Annotated in this window: 9 protein-coding genes and 1 pseudogene; all 10 read left to right on the plus strand. The window is 58.8% G+C overall.

Features of this window, described 5'->3' with window-relative positions:
- The 10 genes and pseudogenes from dnaA to PSDT_RS00065 all read left to right on the plus strand — a co-directional run bounded on the left by dnaA (nucleotide 1) and on the right by PSDT_RS00065 (nucleotide 17,611).
- Nucleotides 1–1,842 carry a chromosomal replication initiator protein DnaA gene (gene dnaA, locus PSDT_RS00005; RefSeq protein WP_006289989.1) on the plus strand — a complete coding sequence of 614 codons (1,842 nt, stop codon included), beginning with the start codon at nucleotides 1–3 and terminating at the stop codon, nucleotides 1,840–1,842.
- Between the two features lie 587 nt (nucleotides 1,843–2,429).
- Nucleotides 2,430–3,554, plus strand: coding sequence for a DNA polymerase III subunit beta (gene dnaN, locus PSDT_RS00010; RefSeq protein WP_006288457.1), 1,125 nt, complete (start codon nucleotides 2,430–2,432; stop codon nucleotides 3,552–3,554).
- 61 nt (nucleotides 3,555–3,615) lie between these two features.
- A complete protein-coding gene (recF, locus tag PSDT_RS00015; protein WP_006288456.1) occupies nucleotides 3,616–4,833 on the plus strand; it encodes a DNA replication/repair protein RecF in 1,218 nt (405 codons plus the stop codon).
- Nucleotides 4,826–5,305 (plus strand): DUF721 domain-containing protein, encoded by a 480-nt coding sequence (locus PSDT_RS00020; protein ID WP_006288455.1) that lies wholly within the window; start codon nucleotides 4,826–4,828, stop codon nucleotides 5,303–5,305. Before recF ends, PSDT_RS00020 begins: the two co-directional genes overlap by 8 nt.
- A gap of 213 nt (nucleotides 5,306–5,518) precedes the next feature.
- Nucleotides 5,519–7,633 (plus strand): DNA topoisomerase (ATP-hydrolyzing) subunit B, encoded by a 2,115-nt coding sequence (gyrB, locus tag PSDT_RS00025; RefSeq protein WP_006288454.1) that lies wholly within the window; start codon nucleotides 5,519–5,521, stop codon nucleotides 7,631–7,633.
- A 109-nt stretch (nucleotides 7,634–7,742) separates the two neighbouring features.
- Entirely contained in the window at nucleotides 7,743–10,511 is a 2,769-nt protein-coding gene (gene gyrA, locus PSDT_RS00030) for a DNA gyrase subunit A (RefSeq protein ID WP_006289986.1), read from the plus strand.
- Nucleotides 10,512–10,513: 2 nt separating this feature from the next.
- The gene (locus tag PSDT_RS00035) at nucleotides 10,514–11,074 is read left to right on the plus strand and encodes a DUF3566 domain-containing protein (protein ID WP_006288452.1); all 561 of its coding nucleotides are present in this window, start codon (nucleotides 10,514–10,516) and stop codon (nucleotides 11,072–11,074) included.
- A gap of 342 nt (nucleotides 11,075–11,416) precedes the next feature.
- Nucleotides 11,417–14,173: pseudogene (locus PSDT_RS08300) on the plus strand (glycoside hydrolase family 3 N-terminal domain-containing protein).
- Nucleotides 14,174–14,504: 331 nt separating this feature from the next.
- Nucleotides 14,505–16,970 carry a glycoside hydrolase family 3 C-terminal domain-containing protein gene (locus PSDT_RS00060; RefSeq protein ID WP_006288447.1) on the plus strand — a complete coding sequence of 822 codons (2,466 nt, stop codon included), beginning with the start codon at nucleotides 14,505–14,507 and terminating at the stop codon, nucleotides 16,968–16,970.
- The gene (locus PSDT_RS00065; protein ID WP_006288446.1) at nucleotides 16,967–17,611 is read left to right on the plus strand and encodes a GtrA family protein; all 645 of its coding nucleotides are present in this window, start codon (nucleotides 16,967–16,969) and stop codon (nucleotides 17,609–17,611) included. The genes PSDT_RS00060 and PSDT_RS00065 overlap by 4 nt, the downstream gene beginning before the upstream one ends.
- Nucleotides 17,612–17,677 lie beyond the last annotated feature (66 nt).

Genomic DNA, 17,677 nt, shown 5'->3' on the forward strand with positions numbered 1-17,677 from the left:
ATGGCCGATGATCAGTGGAGTGCGACTGCAGGCGCACAAGAGCTGTGGTCGGCGACCCTCTCCTACATGGACGACCAGGGCTATCTCAGCCCCCGTGACAGCCGTTTTCTGAGGTCCATCGCCGTGGTCGGTCTGTTCGATACCATGCTTATCCTGTCCGTCGCCGACGACGCCGCCCGCGCGACCTTGGAAAACAAGCTCAATGCCGACATCACCGAATGTTTGAGTCATATGGCCCAGAAGGCCATGACCTTCATCGTCAAGATCGATCAACCGGACAATCAGCCAGACAAGGGAGAGACCGAGACAAAGGAAACTGGGCCATCCATCCCCGGGTCCCCTGCGCAGCCGGAATCTGACTCCGCTTTCCCCACCAGGACGGACCAAAGCGCTCAATCACCTCAGACTTCTCAACCGCCGCGGTTTTCTCAACCCCAACCGCCGCAATCTCCACGACCCCAAAGGGAAGAGAGGGGGGAGGGAGGGGAGGGTAAAGGAGAAAAGACCAATGAAACCTATCGTTATGGGCTTGATCCTTATCAGCCGGCCAGCTACGGGATGCATCAGGACAACCGCAGCCGAGCGGATGTGGATCAGTCGGAATCCGGACCCATTTCGCAAACCGAACAGATTTCGGCTTTCACGGATTCCTCGGATAACAAAACGCAGCAAAATTCTTTCCAGGGTTCTTTCCAAGGCTCTTTCCCGTCGGAGAACCTGCCTTTCGAAGAGGTGACAGACGAGGACGAAGGTCCCAAGCTGCAGAGCGCCCAAACCGCGCGCAACGCCATCACCCATCTGAATCCTTTCGCGACTTTCGATACCTTCGTACAAGGGACCTCCAACCGATTCGCCAAATCCGCGGCCGTCATGGTGGCCGAGTCGCCGGGGACGGTGGATTACAACCCTCTTTTCATCTACGGGGAGTCCGGTTTGGGGAAGACCCATCTGCTCAACGCCATCGGCAACTACGTCCTGCGCCAAGACCCCACTATGATCGTGCGCTATGTGACCGCCGAGGAATTCGTCAACGACTTCGTTTCCGCCTTGGCTGCGGGAGCCCGCAAACAGGCGGCTTTGGCCAATTTCACCAAAAAATACAGGAACGTGGACGTCCTTTTGCTGGATGACATCCAGTTCTTCCGCGGGTCCGAGACCATGGAACAGTTCTTCCACACTTTCAACGAGCTGGTCAGCACAGGCAAACAAATCGTCATCGCGTCCGATGTGGCCCCCAACCATCTCAAAGGTTTCAACGAACGCCTGCGCACCCGCTTCAACAACGGTTTGGTCGTGGACGTGGCCCCGCCCGAAAAGGACACCCGTCTGGCCATCCTCAGACTCAAGGCCTCGAACAGCAATATCGAGGTTCCGGCGGACGTTTTGGATTACATCGCCGATAAAATCACCGACAGCGTCCGTGAACTGGAAGGAGCCCTGACCAGGGTCACGGCCATCGCCACCCTGAACAACCAGCCGGTGACCCACAGCCTGGCTGAACAGACTTTGCATGATTTCTTCAATTCCGACGTGGAAGTGACCCCGACGAACATCATCACCAACGTCGCCCAGCATTATCAGCTTACTTTCGACGACATCGTCGGCCCTTCCCGCACCAAGAACGTGGCCGAAGCGCGACAGGTCTCCATGTACCTAATCCGCGAAATGACCGGCCTTTCTTTGGTGGACATCGGAGAGGTCTTCGGCGGCCGCGACCATTCCACCGTGATGCACGCCTGCAAGAAGGTGGCCAACGAAATCAGCGAGAAACGGAACCTTTACAACAACGTCAACGAAATCACCATGCGGATCAAGCAGGCTGATTCCCCGAAGACGGTCTGATTGCCGTTTTTCTTTTCTTATTTTCTATTCTCGATTTCGACCTTCACCTAATCTATAGCCGAGAATGGTCTCCACTTGCTTCGGCGGCTTCTTTTATTGACCTTTCTTATTGGCTCTATTTCCTCGGCGATAAGTCAATTGTGAAGAAAGTTATCCACAATAGTTTCCACATATATGGAATAAGTCAGGGGATAAGTGTTTCTTTTACGTGGACAAGTCGAGGATAAAAGGTGAATGAAATCAAGGTTTTTGAGGATAATTTTTGCTCTCTCCGATGCTGGTGGATAAATCAGGAGTTATCCACAATTGATGAACGAGTTTTCCACAAGTGTCTTTTCGTCTTCACACTTGCAATTGAAGAGGAAAGACGACTTATCCACACAATCCACAGCACCTACAACGACTACTAAGTAATTTATAATATATCGTCGTTCTAGTTCTAGGATGAATCGGCAAACAGAAAACATCAGAATGAACGCTTATCGTTTCATCGTTTCCCAAGCGGTCTTCACGCACCGCCCATCCTTGCCTGAGACGGCCCACCGATTACAATGGAAGGGTAGTGATTGACAGAACTGAGGTACGACATGAAGGTTGAGGTTGACTCCGCCGCTTTTTCCGAGGCCGTCTCGTGGACGACCCGCATCATTCCCACCCGTCCCGCCACTCCCATCCTCGCAGGGGTCAAGTTGGAAGCGGCTGACGGGACCTTGCAGTTGAGCGCCTTCAATTACGAAGTCTCAGCCCGCAACCATATCGAAGCGGGGGTGGACGAGTCTGGAACCGTGGTCGTGCAAGGCAAACTCCTGGCTGATATCGCGAAGAGCCTGCCGGCAGGGAAGATCTACCTTTCCACCAGCGGGGCCAAAGTCACCATTGCAGCCGGAAAGTCCACTTTCTCCTTGCAGCTCATGCCTGAATCCGACTATCCCCAACTTCCTTCAGTCCCAGCCATCTTGGGATCCATTGACGGGGACACCTTCTCCCATGCCATTTCCCAAGCAACCGTGGCCATTTCGCGCGAAGAGACCCGGCCAGTGCTGACCGGCGTCAAAATGGTCTTCAGCGGCGACAAAGTGCAGATGACGGCGACCGACCGCTTCCGCCTGTCCCGGTCCACCTTCACTTGGAGCCCTTCAGCCGCCGATTTGGAAACTGAACTGCTGGTACGCGGGTCCCTGATGAGGGACGTGGCCCGATCCTTGGACGCCTCCCAGAACGTGGTCATCGGCTTCGACCCTGAGTCGCCCACCTTGGTCAGCTTCGACAACGCCGGCAAAGTCTCCACCGCCCAACTCATCGACGGGGAATTCCCGTCCGTGGACCGGCTTTTCGCCAGCGATTATCCCATTCATGTGGTCGTCAATAAAACCGACCTGATCGATGCCATCCGTCGCGTCTCCCTGGTGGCCGAACGCAACGCCCCGATCCGCATGAGTTTCGAAGGCAAGGAACTCACCTTATCGGCCGGATCCTCCGATGAATCCCAAGCTCAGGAGACCCTGCCCATCGATATGGACGGGGAGCCGATCACCATCGCTTTCAATCCTTCCTACCTCCTGGAAGGCCTGGGGGCGATTTACGAGCCGTATGTCCGCATGAAGATGGTGGCTCCGACCAAGGCCGTGGAATTCAACGGACAGCAAGAGCAGGACGGGGACGAGTCTTTGGACTACCGCTATCTGCTGGTCCCGGTCCGATTCGTCAACTGACCATCCGCCTAGCCGACTGCCTGCGTGGTTGGCTGGCCATCATCACCTGATTCGCTGACTCATGTACCTGTCCCGTCTCATCTTGGACGATTATCGCTCCTGGCCCCATTGTCTGGTGGATCTCACCCCTGGGGTCAATGTTTTGGTGGGCCATAATGGCCTGGGCAAAACCAACATCATGGAAGCCGTGGAATTCCTGTCCACCGGAGGCTCCCACCGGGTCCGTTCGTCCCAGCCTTTGGTAAGGCAAGGGGCGAAGGCCGCCACCATCCGGGCCAAGCTGGTCCAAGGCGATCGGGAGACCCAATACACGGTGACCATCCCCGGTCGCGGGGCCAACCGAGCCAAGATCAACAATGGGCCTTCCCTCTACATGCGGGACATCGTGGGCCAGGTGAAAACGGTCGTTTTCACCCCCGAAGACCAGCTGCTGATCTCTATGGACCCGGGCCATCGTCGTCGTTTTCTTGACGACGCCGGCGTGCAGCTGATCCGGCCTTATTACGATCTTCTTCAGCGCTACGCCCATGTGGCCAAACAAAGGGTGGCCCTCTTGAAGAGAATCTCCCAGGCCCGGTTCGGATCCAGCCCGTTCGGTGGTTTGGACGACCTTGACGCTTCATACGCCAGCCTGGAGGTTTGGACCGGCCAGCTCATCAACCTAGGGTTGGCGCTCACCCAGGAAAGGGCGGACATCTGCCAGCGGTTGTCCCCGATTTTCAACCGGACCTATCGCCATCTGGCCGGGGATGGTCAGGAGGCTCAGCTGCGTTACCTCCCCTCATTCGAGGAATTCTTGGAGATCGACCCGGCAGGGGATCAGGAGGTCGTCTTCGACCGGATCAGTCAGCACTTTCAGCGGCTTTTCGAAGGGGAGCTGGCCCAGGGTCGGAATCTGATCGGCCCCCACCGGGACGATGTGGAATTCGTCCTCAATGGCTTCCCGGCTAGGGATTACGCCTCCAACGGGGAGCTGTGGACCCTGTCTTTGGCCTTGAAGATGTCCCTTTTCCAGCTTCTCCTCAGGGTCGAGCAGGAGGGGGAGGAAGGCGAAGGCGGCGAACCGATTCTCATCCTGGATGACGTCTTCTCCCAATTGGATAACTCTCGGCGCGAGAAAATCGTGGATTTCGCCAGCAAGCAAGGACAGGTCCTCATCACCGCCGCCTCCCCGGACGACCTTCCGCGGTCTTTCATCCAGAATCAGGCTTTGCCGGTCCAGATCATCGATGTTGAAGCGGTGGCCCGCAAGGCCCAGGAGGATTTCTTCCATGCCTGACGAACCCGCGGTCGAGAAGCTGAAAATCAACCAAAGCGCTTTGCCTTCCGTCATTTACCAGCGTTACCGGAGACTTTTCAAAGTCAAGAAAGACTGGGCCGTCATCAACGAGAAGGCCAGGGACAGCTTCGGCCAAAAAGGGCGGGATCCGCAGGACTTGGCCCGCGCCTTCGACAAGCTTTTCTCATCCCAAGGCGGCGTCTGGAAGATCAATATGATGATAGCCCGCTTGCATAACCAATGGGATCAGGTGGTGGGACTCCTGAACGCCTCCCATTCCCGGGTGGCTTCCTATTCCGACGGGCTTCTGGTCGTCGCGGCGGACTCGCCGGTCTGGGCGAATCGACTGACCTACCTTGCCCCACAAATCAGGAAGAAAGTGAGAAAGAAGCTGCCTGGATTGCCGGTCGATGAAGTGAAAATCACCGGTCCTCAGGCCCGCCGTAGCCGGTATTCGCACCGGATACGGTGATTTCAAGGAATCTTCGCAAAAATGAGGCTAAATGCTTGGATAGTCCTGGATTTTTGGTATCCTATTCCTATAGTGTGTAAATGTGTTTAAGAGCCCTTTACGAGCTTTTTAGCACGGGATAGCTGGAAATTTTCCTCCGAAATGATGGTGAGCGGCCGCGAACTTGGCCGCTTCCTTCGTGTCAGGGGTCTGTGAAACCGGCTGACGCGGGATATGCGTCCGATGGGAGGTACTGTGGCGGACGGAACGCAGGACGACGAACTGAACTTGGAAGATCAAGGGGTCCAGGAGGACTCCTTGCTGTCCGGGGCTGAGCAATTGGATGACGAGATGCATCCGGACCATTATGATGCCAGCGATTTGCGGGTTCTGGAAGGCTTGGAGGCCGTCCGTATCCGTCCCGGCATGTATATCGGTTCCACTGGCCCCCGGGGCTTGCACCACTTGGTCTATGAGATCGTGGACAATTCGGTGGACGAGGCTTTGGCCGGTTACGCCACCCACATCGAGGTGACCATCCTGGAAGACAATGGCATCCGGGTGGTCGACGACGGCCGCGGAATCCCCGTGGACGAAGTGCCGGGCGAAGGCAAGTCCGGGGTGGAAACCGTGATGACCAAGCTTCATGCCGGCGGCAAGTTCGGTGGCGGCGGGTACGCCGTCTCCGGTGGCCTGCACGGGGTGGGCATTTCCGTGGTCAACGCCCTGTCCACCCGGGTGGACGTGGAAGTGCGGCGCCAAGGCTTCCATTGGACCCAGACTTACATCGACCAAAAGCCGATCGCTCCTTTGAAGAAAGGCCAGCCGATGGGGGAGGAGGAGACCACCGGCACCTCCGTCACCTTCTGGGCGGACCCGGCGATCTTCGATCAAACCGACTATGACTTCGAGACCTTGCGCGCCCGTTTCCAGCAGATGGCCTTCCTCAACAAGGGGCTGAAGATCAGCCTGACCGACCTCAGGTCCGTGGACCAGGCCGGGGACGAAGTGACCGGGGATGGCGACAATCCTTTGGAGGAACTGCATCAGACAGTCACCTACCAGTACGTCAACGGCATCGAAGATTACGTCAACTACCTGGTCAAGACCAAGAAGGCCAACCCCATCGAGGAAGACATCATCGCCTTGGACGCCGAAGACCCCCAGCAGGGGATTTCGGCCGAAATCGCCATGCAGTGGACCTCCGCCTACTCCGAATCCGTCCATACTTTCGCCAACACCATCTCCACGACCGAAGGCGGCACCCACGAGGAAGGCTTTCGCGCGGCCTTGACCAGCCTGGTCAACCGTTACGCCCGGGAGAAGGGGATCCTCAAAGACAAGGACGAGAACCTGTCCGGAGACGATGTGCGCGAAGGCCTGGTGGCCGTCATCTCCGTCAAGCTGACCGTCCCCCAGTTCGAAGGACAGACCAAGACCAAGCTGGGCAACGCCATCGCCAAGACCTTCGTCCAGCGGGTGATGACCGAGCGGATGAACGACTGGTTCGACGCCCACCCCAATGAGGCCAAGGCCATCATCCAAAAGGGGATGGAGGCCGCCCGGGCCCGGCTGGCCGCCAAGAAGGCCCGCGAGACCACCCGGCGCAAATCCATCTTCGAATCGGCCGGGATGCCTGACAAACTCAAGGATTGCCAGTCCTCCAACCCGGAGGAGTGCGAGCTTTTCATCGTGGAGGGCGATTCCGCAGGCGGTTCGGCCATTCAGGGACGCAATCCCATCACACAGGCCATCCTGCCCCTGCGAGGCAAGATCCTCAATACAGAGCGGGCCTCTTTCGACCGCATGATGAAGTCGGATACCATCGAATCCCTCATCACCGCCGTCGGCGGCGGGTATGGCGAGGATTTCGACATCAACAAGGTCCGCTACCACAAGATCATCATCATGGCCGATGCCGATGTGGACGGCGCCCACATCGCCACCTTGAACCTGACCCTCTTCTTCCGGTATATAAGGCCTATGATTTACGCCGGTTACGTTTACGTGGCCATGCCTCCGCTTTACCGGCTCAAATGGACCAAGGGGCCGCACGACTTCGTCTATACCGACGCCGAACGCGACCGGGTGTTGGAGGAAGGCCGGTCCAAAGGCCGCCAGCTGCCCAAGGGCGAAGGAATCCAGCGCTACAAGGGTCTGGGCGAGATGACCTATCAGGAGCTGTGGGAGACCACCATGGATCCCGACCACCGCATCCTCAAACAGATCCACATCGAAGACGCCGCCCAGGCAGATGAGACCTTCTCCATGCTCATGGGGGAGGACGTGGAACCCCGCCGCCTCTTCATCCAACGCAACGCCCATGACGCCCGCTTCATCGACGCCTGATCCGGCGAAAACGAAGATCGATATGAACATGAAGCTGGCCGGAAGGCGCAGGAAGACTTTCGGCCAGTCAAGAAGCAGTCATAAATCAAAGGATTAAGGAAAGACAATCGTGGCAGACGAAAACGATCAGAACGATGAGTACATGGCCGAAGCCCATGACACCGATGACGCCTTGGAGCCTTTGAGCCCCCAGGCTACGGCCGAAGATTTCGGCCTGCTCAAGGGGACCAGGATCAAATCCATGGACCTGCAGCAGGAGATGCGCGAATCCTACTTGGCTTACGCCCTTTCGGTCATCGTGGAAAGAGCCCTGCCGGACGTGCGCGACGGCATGAAGCCGGTCCACCGCCGTGTGGTCTACGCCATGTACGACGGCGGCTACCGGCCGGACAGGGGCTACAACAAGTGCTCCCGCGTGGTCGGGGACGTGATGGGTAAGTACCACCCCCATGGCGACGCGGCCATTTACGACACTTTGGTCCGTATGGCCCAATACTGGTCCATGCGTTACCTCCTGGTGGACGGGCAGGGCAACTTCGGTTCCCCTGGCGACGACCCCGCCGCCGCCATGCGTTACACCGAGTGCCGTATGGCTCCTTTGGCCATGGAATTAGTGCGCGATATCGACAAAGACACCGTCGACTTCGTCCCCAATTATGACGGCAAGACCCAGGAACCGACCGTCTTGCCCAGCCGTTTCCCCAATCTGCTGGTCAACGGTTCCGCAGGCATCGCCGTCGGCATGGCCACCAACATCCCTCCCCACAACATGAGGGAAGTAGCCCAAGGCGTGCACTGGGCCCTGGACCATCCGGAGGCCTCCCGAGAGGAATTGCTCAACAACCTGATCGCCATCATCAAGGGGCCGGACTTCCCTACGGGAGCCACCATCCTGGGGCATAAGGGGATCGAACAGGCCTACCGAACCGGTCGCGGACTCATCACCATGAGGGCCGTGGTCAATACCGAAGAAATCAATGGCCGCCTCTGCCTGGTCGTCACCGAACTGCCTTACCAGGTGAACCCGGACCGTCTGGCCTCTTCCATCCGTGAAGCCGTGCGCGATGGCAAGATCCAAGGCATCGCCGACATGCGTGACGAGACTTCCGGCCGTACCGGCCAGCGTCTGGTCCTGGTGCTTAAGCGCGACGCCGTGCCCAAGGTGATTCTCAATAACCTCTACAAGCACACCCAGCTGCAGCAGACCTTCGGCGCCAATATGCTGGCCCTGGTCGACGGAGTTCCCCGCACGCTCAGCCTGGACGCCTTCATCCGCCACTGGATCAGCCACCAGCTGGAAGTGGTCGACCGCCGGACCAAGTATCTGAAGCGGGAAGCCGAAGAGCGCGACCACATCCTGCAGGGCTACCTCAAGGCTTTGGACATGATCGAAGAGGTCATCGCCCTCATCCGCCGGTCCCCCGACGTGGATCAGGCCCGCACCGGCCTCATGGACCTGCTGGATGTGGACCAGGTCCAGGCTGACGCCATTTTGGCCATGCAGCTGCGCCGTCTGGCCGCCTTGGAAAGGCAGAAGATCATCGACGAGCATGAAGAACTCATGCGCAAGATCGCCGATTACAACGACATCCTGGCCAAGCCGGAAAGGCAGAGGGCCATCGTCGGCGACGAGATGGACGAGATCGTCGATAAATACGGCGACGACCGCCGCACCCGCATCCTGCCTTTCTCCGGCGAGATGAACGTGGAAGACCTGATCGCCGAAGAGAACGTGGTGGTCACCGTCACCCATTCCGGTTACATCAAGCGGACCAAGGCCGATGAATACCGGGCCCAGCATCGGGGCGGCAAAGGAATCAAGGGGACTCGCCTGCGCGAAGATGACGTGGTCGACCACTTCTTCCTCACTTCCACCCACAACTGGCTGCTTTTCTTCACCAACGAAGGCCGGGTCTACCGGATCAAGGGTTACGAGGTCCCTGAAGGGTCCCGTGATTCCAAAGGCCAGCATGTGGCCAACCTCCTCCAGCTTGGCCCGGATGAGAAGATTCAGCAGGTCCTGTCCATCCATGACTATGATGAAGCCAAGTACCTGGTCTTGGCCACCCGTAGCGGAAAGATCAAGAAGACCCGGCTGAACGAATACGATTCCACCCGTCAGGGCGGCTTGATCGCCGTTCGCTTGCGCGAGATCGAAGGGGCCTTCCGAACGGATGAGGAGGGCAATCAGGTGCCGGTGATCGATGAGCTCATCGGGGCCGCCCTCTGCAACGATGAGGACGAGATCATCGTCGTCTCCCAGCAGGGGATGAGCGTCAAGTTCTCCGCCGATGATGAGACCTTGCGGTCCATGGGTCGCCAGACGGCCGGCGTCCAGGCCATGAAGTTCCGCGGACAGGCGGGGGAGGACCTCCTGCTGAGCATGGACGTGGTCCCGGCCGAGTCCGATTCCGACCTGGTCGTGGTGACCAACGAAGGCTTCGCCAAGCGTACGGCCCTGTCCGAATACCGGCTCCAAGGCCGCAACGGCTATGGGGTCAAGGCTATCAACCTGGTGGAAGGCCGGGGGTCCTTGGTCGGGGCCATCGTGGTCCACGAAGACGACCAGATCATGGCCATCATGAAGTCTGGCAAGGTGATCCGGTCCGATGTGGCCGAGATCAAGCGGACCGGCCGCAATACCCAAGGTGTCACTTTGGCCAAGCCGGACAAGGGGGACGAGATCATCTCCATCGCCCGCAACGCCGAAAAGGACGATGAGGATGCGGAGGAGGACCAGGCGACCGAGGCCGTCGATGCCGCGGACGCCGCCACTGGCGCCCCCGCCGATACTGGCACGGATAATGGTACCGATGATGCTACAGTGGAGACAAAGGCTACCGAACCGGTCGCCACCAGCAAGGCTGACGAGGAGTAATCATGACGAACGCAGATCAGCAGACTAGCGACTCTCAGGCAGAGACCCAATTCACCACCCAAGACACGCAGGAAGTCGCCGCCCGGGTGACGAGCACGGGGTCGGCGGAACCCGTCGTCGCGGCCAGCCCGCGCCGGGCTTCGGCCTCGGCCCCGGTGTCAACCCCGGTCTCCCACACAGCCAGCAGCCCTCAAAAGCACAGCGTTCCCCGCGCCCGCCGCATGAACCTGTCCGTCACCCGCCTGGACCCTTGGTCGGTCACCAAGATGGCCTTCATGCTGTCCGTGGCCGGGGCCATCATCCAGCTGGTCGCCGTCACCTTGATCTGGCTCATCCTGGACGCCGTCGGCCTCTTCCAGACCGTCAGCAGCCTGGGCATGAAGCTGTCCTCCTCCTTCAACTTCACGGAAGTGTTCACCCTGCCCCGCGTCCTGGGAGCCGTGACCATCCTCTCCGTCTTCGAGATTGTCATCATCTGCGTCCTGGCGGCCATCTTCGCCTTCCTTTACAACGTCTCCTCCCGTCTGATCGGCGGGGTCCACGTGACTTTGGGCGATGACTGAGCCCACCTCTGATCGGTGATCGATTGCTTTCGTCTGTGAATCGATAGACGGAGATCGATAGACAACGATAGACAAACAGACAAGTACCCAGGCGGTCTTCGGACCGCCTTTTTTATTTTGCCATGCAGTTCGTGCCTATTTATTTGCTTTCTGTGCAGAAGAAGGGGGGATTTTCCTTCTTCCGCTGAACTTCCAGCCGTGTTTTCCCTTTTTGATGCCATAAACTGGCAGTGTTGGCTCTTCTGCGCGGACAATGATGCGCGCACTTGGGCTGCGTTTTAGAGATCCGTCGCTTATCTGTGTGGATAAGACGGGCGGAAACAGGTTAGAAAGGAAAGGATTATGCTAGGCATTAATCCCGAGGATGTCATCCGAGTTGTCAAGTCGATTCAGACCCAACTCATCGTCATCGGCATCATCCTTCTGGCTGCCATCCTCATCACCATCTTCGTGAACAAGAAGACGGTCAAGAATGTGGCAACCAAGAAGATGGTGCGGTCCCAGACATGGATCGTGGCTTTGATCGCGTCTTTCGCCGCCATCGCCTCCATGCTGTACGGACCTTTGAACACGATCGTCACTTCGGCGACGACCCCCAAGTTCACCATCACCCAGGCCTCCATCGACAAGGCCTCCAAGCTGGCTCTCGACATCCAGCGCGAAGGCATCGTCGTTCTACGCCAAATACCGCTCCGAGCGTCCGGTCGTGGGCATGATGGGCCAGGACTGGTCTTTGCCTGAGCCCCCGGTCAACACCTACAGCTCCTCCTTGCTGGACAAGGCCAAGAGCTACTCCGACACGGCCGTCGTGGTCATCGGCCGTTCCGGCGGCGAAGGGGCGGACCTGCCCACCAACATGGGCGACGTGAAGATCTCCCCCGTCGGCACCAAGCTCAAGCAGGGCCTCATGGACAGCCCTCTGGGATCCAACTACATCAACAATTCCAAGGATTACGCCGACTTCAAGGCCGGAGATTCCTATCTGCAACTCAGCCAGACCGAGAAGAACCTGATGGACTATGTGAACAAGAACTTCAAGAAGGTCGTTCTGGTTTACAACGGGGCCAATGATCTGAACCTCAGCTTCATCTCCCAGTACCCCAACATCAAGTCCGTCCTCTGGTGCCCGCCCGCCGGCCAGACCGGTTTCCAGGCCCTGGGCGAGGTCATCGCCGGAAAGGCCAATCCTTCCGGCCGCACCACGGACACCTTCGTCAAGGACTTCACCAAGACCCCTTGGTGGAACAACTTCGGCGCCTTCCAATATGACAACATGAACGAGTTCTCCTATGACGGTTGGGGCGGGGCCCATTACGTCCCCACCTACGTCAAGTACGTGGAAGGCATCTACGTCGGCTACCGTTATTACGAGACCGCCGCCACCGAAGGTTCCATCAACTATAACGACGTGGTCCAGTACCCCTTCGGCTATGGTCTGAGCTACACCACTTTCAAGCAGACCATGTCCGACCCCAAGGTCTCCGGAACCAAGGTCTCCTTTGACGTGACCGTCAAGAACACGGGCGAGAAGGCCGGCAAGGACACGGTCGAGGTCTATTACAATCCTCCTTACACCAATGGGGCCATTGAAAAGGCTTCCGTCAACCTGATCCGCTTCGGCAAGACCAAGGAGCTCAAGCCGGGCGAGTCCCAGAAGGTCCAGATCTCCTTCGATGAATCCGAGATGGCCTCCTACGACTAAAAGAACGCCAAGGCCTACGTGCTGGAATCCGGCAAGTATGGGATCTCCATCAACAAGGATTCCCATGAGAAGATCGAATCCCACGACGTGACCGTGGACAAGACCATCACTTACAAGGGTGGCAAGACCCGCGTCCTGGATAAGGAGTCCGCCAGCAACCAGTTCGACACTTCCGCCGGGGACGTGACCTACCTCTCGCGCAAGGACGGTTTCGCCAACTTCAAGGCCGCCACCGCCAAGCCCGCCTCGAACAAGATGCCGGAAGAGTCCAGGAAGCTCTTCGTCGGCGCCAAGTACAAGGCCCCTGACGAGAAGGCCACCATGCCCACCACCGGAGCCAAGAACGGGGTCTCCCTCTACCAGCTCTACGGCAAGAAGTATGACGACCCGCTCTGGAACAAGCTCCTTGACCAGATCTCCGTGGACGACATGAACAACCTCATCGCCATGGCCGGCTATAACAACGCCGAGATCTCCTCCATCAAGAAGCCCCGTCAGAATGACGTGGATGGCCCCGCCGCCCTGAACAACAACTTCACTAGCGAAGGGTCCATCGGCTTCCCCGCCTCCACCACCGTGGCCAACACCTTCAACGAGGAGCTGGCCAGCGAGTACGGCAAGATCATCGGCGAAATGGCCCAGGAGATGCGGGTGACCGGCTGGTACGCGCCAGCCATGAACACCCACCGCTCCGCCTTCGGCGGCCGCAACTTCGAGTACTTCTCCGAAGACGGCCAGCTGGCCGGGACCATCGCCGCAGCCCAGATCGCCGGGGCCAAGTCCAAGGGCGTCTACGGCTTCATGAAGCATTTCGCCCTCAACGACCAGGAAACCAACCGCATGAACATGCTCTGCACCTGGTCCAACGAACAGGCCATCCGCGAGATCTACCTCAAGCCCTTCCAGCTGTCCGCGGTCAAAGGCGGGGCCACCGCCGTCATGTCCTCCTTCAACTACATCGGGCCGCGCTGGTCCGCCTCCAACTCCAACCTGCTGAACAAGGTTCTGCGCGGCGAGTGGGGCTTCCGCGGGTTCGTGGAGACCGACTACTTCGGCGGCGGCAACATGACGGCGACGAAGCTATCCGCGGTGGTAATGACGCCATGCTTGGCACGACCAAGACATCCAACTACATCACCAACACCAACGACCCGGCCACCGTCACGTACATGCGCACCGCCACCCACAACATCCTGTATACGGCCGTGAATTCCTGGCTTTACAAGGATGGGCAGCCCAGCATGGACACCTCCACATGGAAGAACACCTTCAGAATCGCCGCGATCGTGGTCGCCGTGCTGGTGGTGCTCCTGGAGATCCTCGCCTTCCGCCGCTTCTTCCGTCGCCGCAAGGCGGCCAAGGCCGAAGCAGCCGAGACTGAGCCCAGCAAAGAGTGACCCTTAAAGGAGTCGCTCGTCAGGCTTCAGGCTGAGCCACCGGGGGATGGGCTTTCAGACCCATCCCCCGACAATCAGCCTTCTCGATCCCCTCCCGCCGAAGGCGGGAAGGGCCGATTAGGAGGACAGGGGGAGGGGAGATAAGGGGTGAGGCGCGGGACGCCTGGGTTCGGGCATCAGGACGATGAAACGTGAAATGAAAGAATGAAGCCGGCATCCTTGACATGACTCGCTCCAAGCTGTGCCGGCAGCCGGGATGACCAACAAGATCCGGACCAACAAGACCGGTGAAACAAAGACATCTGGATTTTCAACGAGAAAAGGTGAATCGATGAGTGTGAAAGCCGAAGATCTGACTTTGGTGCAGAGGGCAGCCCTGCTTTCCGGCCAATCCGAGTGGGAGACCAGGGAAATCAAGAAAGCGGGCCTCAAGCCCATCATCCTGTCCGATGGCCCCAATGGGGTCAGACGTCAGACAGGGTCGGGGGACCACTTGGGCCTGGGCGCTTCCAAGCCGGCCACCTGCTTCCCCACGTCCGGAACCGTCGCCAGCTCCTGGGACATCGCCGGAGCCGAGGAAGTGGGCAAGGCATTGGGCGAAGAAGCCAAGACCTTGGGGGTGCAGGTGTCTTTGGGGCCAGGGATCTGCATGAAGCGCAGCCCCTTGTGCGGCCGCAACTTCGAGTATTATTCGGAAGACCCCCTTCTGGCCGGCCGCCTGGCCGGGGGCTTCGTCCGCGGACTCCAGTCCAATAAGGTCAGCGCCTGCCTCAAGCATTTCGCCGTCAACAGCCAGGAACTGCGCCGCCAGGCCTCCAACTCCATCGTCGATGAGCGCACCCTGCGCGAGCTTTATCTGACCGCTTTCGAAGTGGCCATCAAGGAATCCAAGCCCTGGACCATCATGACCTCCTACAACATGGTCAATGGGGTCTACGCCCACGAGAACGAGCATCTGATCAAAGACATCCTCCGGGGCGAATGGGGCTACCAGGGCATGGTCGTCTCCGATTGGGGCGGGTCCAACGACATCGTGGAATCCGCCCGGGTCGGGTCCTCTTTGGAGATGCCCGCTTCCGGCCTGGCCTCCACCCGCGAATTGGCGGAAGCCGTCCGGTCCGGCCGCCTGAAGGAAGAGGACCTCAACGCCCGGGCCCAGGAAGTGCTGGACCTGATCGACAAGGTGCAGGTCCGCAACCCTGATGGGTCGGCTATTGACGGTTATCTGGACCAGGATCAGATCGACCGCCATCACGAGGTGGCTCGTCGCATCGCCGAGAAGTCCTTCGTCCTCTTGACCAACGAAATCGGCTCTGATGGTCGGCCCACCCTGCCTTTGAAGCAGGGCGTCCGTCTGGCAGTGGTCGGGGACATGGCCGCCACCGCCCGCTACCAGGGTTCCGGTTCCTCCAAGGTCAACGCCACCAAAGTGGATAACCTCCTGGATGAGCTCAAGGCCAGCCAGGACCTGTCCGTATCCGGCTACGCCCAAGGCTATGACCGGCAAGGAGCGCAAAACCAGGCTTTGATCGACCAGGCCGTCGCCTTGGTCAAGCGGGAGGACGTGGATGAGGTCGTCATCTGCATGGGCCTGGACGAGCGTTCCGAATCCGAAGGCCTGGACCGCAGTACTTTGAAGATCCCTCAGGTTCAGGTGGACCTGCTGGACGCCGTGAAGGCCATCGGCAAGCCGATCGTGGTGGTCCTGGTGGCCGGTTCCGCAGTGGAGACCGACTGGCTGGACGGGACCCAGGCCGCGCTCTACATCGGGCTGTCCGGCCAGGCCGGGGCGTCCGCCGCCGTCAACCTGCTCACCGGCAAGGTCAACCCTTCCGGCCACCTGGCCGAAACCTGGCCCCTCTCCTATGAAGACGTCCCTTCGGCCGGCAACTTCCCCGTCTCCGAACGGGATTCCGTCTACCGCGAAGGTCTTTTCATGGGCTACCGTTACTACACCACGGCGGATGTACCCGTCCGCTTCCCCTTCGGCTACGGCCTGAGCTATTCCACTTTCGACTACAGCATGCTGCGGGTGAATGACAACGGGGTCACCTTCGATGTGAAGAACACCTCGTCCGTCCCCGGCGACACGGTCGCCCAGATGTATGTGGGCCGCGACCAGCAGGCCTCCGGAGTGCTCCGCATCGCCCGCGAGCTCAAAGGCTTCGCCAAGGTCCATCTGGAGCCGGGGGAGACCAAGCAGGTGCGAATCGATTTCGACGAATACACCTACCGTCATTTCGACGCCGCTTCCGACTCCTGGCAGGCCGAGGCCGGGGCCTGGGACCTGTGGATCGGCACGGACGCCAACACCCTCCTCCTGCACGCCACCCACGTGATCCAAGGCACCATGGAACAAGGCAAGACCCCTGATGACCTGGGCCATTATCTTGGCGGCCACGTCAAGGATGTCACCGACGCCGAAGTGGCCAAGTTGCTGGGCCATCCGCTGCAAAAGTACGACAACGGCGGGGTTTTCCAGCCCAACGACGCCATCTCCTCATGGGTCTTCTCCCGGTCCTGGTTGGCCCGCAAGGTGGTCAAGACCCTGCAGAAGAAGGAGGATAAGGCCGTGGCCAAGACCGGTTCCCCCGACCTGAACATGCTCTTCGTCCTCAACATGCCTCCTCGCGCCATGGCCAAGATGACCGGGGGCATGATCAGCCCTGACATGGTCGACCGGGGAATCTTGGATATCCCCAACAAACATTTCTGGAAGGGCTTGGGACATGTGATTTCTGGCTACTTCCGCAACCAAAATGACAACAAAAAGACTCTGAAGGAGATTGAACAATGAGCCAGACAAGCAACAATCCCACCCCTGAAGCTCCCGCCGATTTGGTTGAGGAAGCCGCCAAGCAGGAGAAGAAAAACAGGAATCCTTTCAAGAAGCTGACCGACCGCTATCCTAACCTGTGGGAGTTCATCCTTTTCAACCTCCTGTCCAACATCTCCACCATCACCCGTTTCGCTTTGGTCTGGCTGGGGACCTGGATCTTCGTCCATCTCATGCACCTGACCCAGCCTTTCAGCTTCCTGATCTTCAACTATTCCACCCCCAAGTCCAACGGTCTGGGCGGTTTCATCACCTTCCTGATCACCGAAGTGGCAGCCCAGGTGGTCAACTTCTTCGTCCAGATGAAGTGGGTCTTCAAGTCCGACTCCTCCTTCAAGCAGGCTGCCTGGAAGTATGCTCTTCTGGCCATCCTCATCGTGGTCGTCAACCTGATCCTTCCTGGTTGGCTGACCAACCTCTTCCGCGGCTGGGGCATGAATGACGGGCTTTCCTCCACCATGGTTTCCGTGGTCAACACCCTCCTGGCCGTTATCGTCTCCTATCCTCTGCTCAAATGGTGGATCATGCCCAAAAGCAAGGAGCACGAAGCCGAAATCAAGAAGGCCAAGGAAGAGGCCAAGGCCGAAGCCGAAGCCAAGTAGGAGCCGAAGGGAATTCCGAAAGGAAACCGAGAAGGAATCCGAAAGAAAAAACCAGGCCTTCATGAT

This window comes from Parascardovia denticolens DSM 10105 = JCM 12538 (assembly GCF_001042675.1).
Lineage (GTDB): Bacteria > Actinomycetota > Actinomycetes > Actinomycetales > Bifidobacteriaceae > Scardovia > Scardovia denticolens.

Bases quoted from the DNA above. Each gene is read 5' to 3' on its own strand.
- recF (WP_006288456.1), top strand. From the start codon at position 3,616: ATGTACCTGTCCCGTCTCATCTTGGACGATTATCGCTCCTGGCCCCAT.
- PSDT_RS00035 (WP_006288452.1), top strand. From the start codon at position 10,514: ATGACGAACGCAGATCAGCAGACTAGCGACTCTCAGGCAGAGACCCAA.
- PSDT_RS00020 (WP_006288455.1), top strand. From the start codon at position 4,826: ATGCCTGACGAACCCGCGGTCGAGAAGCTGAAAATCAACCAAAGCGCT.
- PSDT_RS00065 (WP_006288446.1), top strand. From the start codon at position 16,967: ATGAGCCAGACAAGCAACAATCCCACCCCTGAAGCTCCCGCCGATTTG.
- PSDT_RS00060 (WP_006288447.1), top strand. From the start codon at position 14,505: ATGAGTGTGAAAGCCGAAGATCTGACTTTGGTGCAGAGGGCAGCCCTG.
- gyrB (WP_006288454.1), top strand. From the start codon at position 5,519: ATGCGTCCGATGGGAGGTACTGTGGCGGACGGAACGCAGGACGACGAA.
- dnaA (WP_006289989.1), top strand. From the start codon at position 1: ATGGCCGATGATCAGTGGAGTGCGACTGCAGGCGCACAAGAGCTGTGG.
- dnaN (WP_006288457.1), top strand. From the start codon at position 2,430: ATGAAGGTTGAGGTTGACTCCGCCGCTTTTTCCGAGGCCGTCTCGTGG.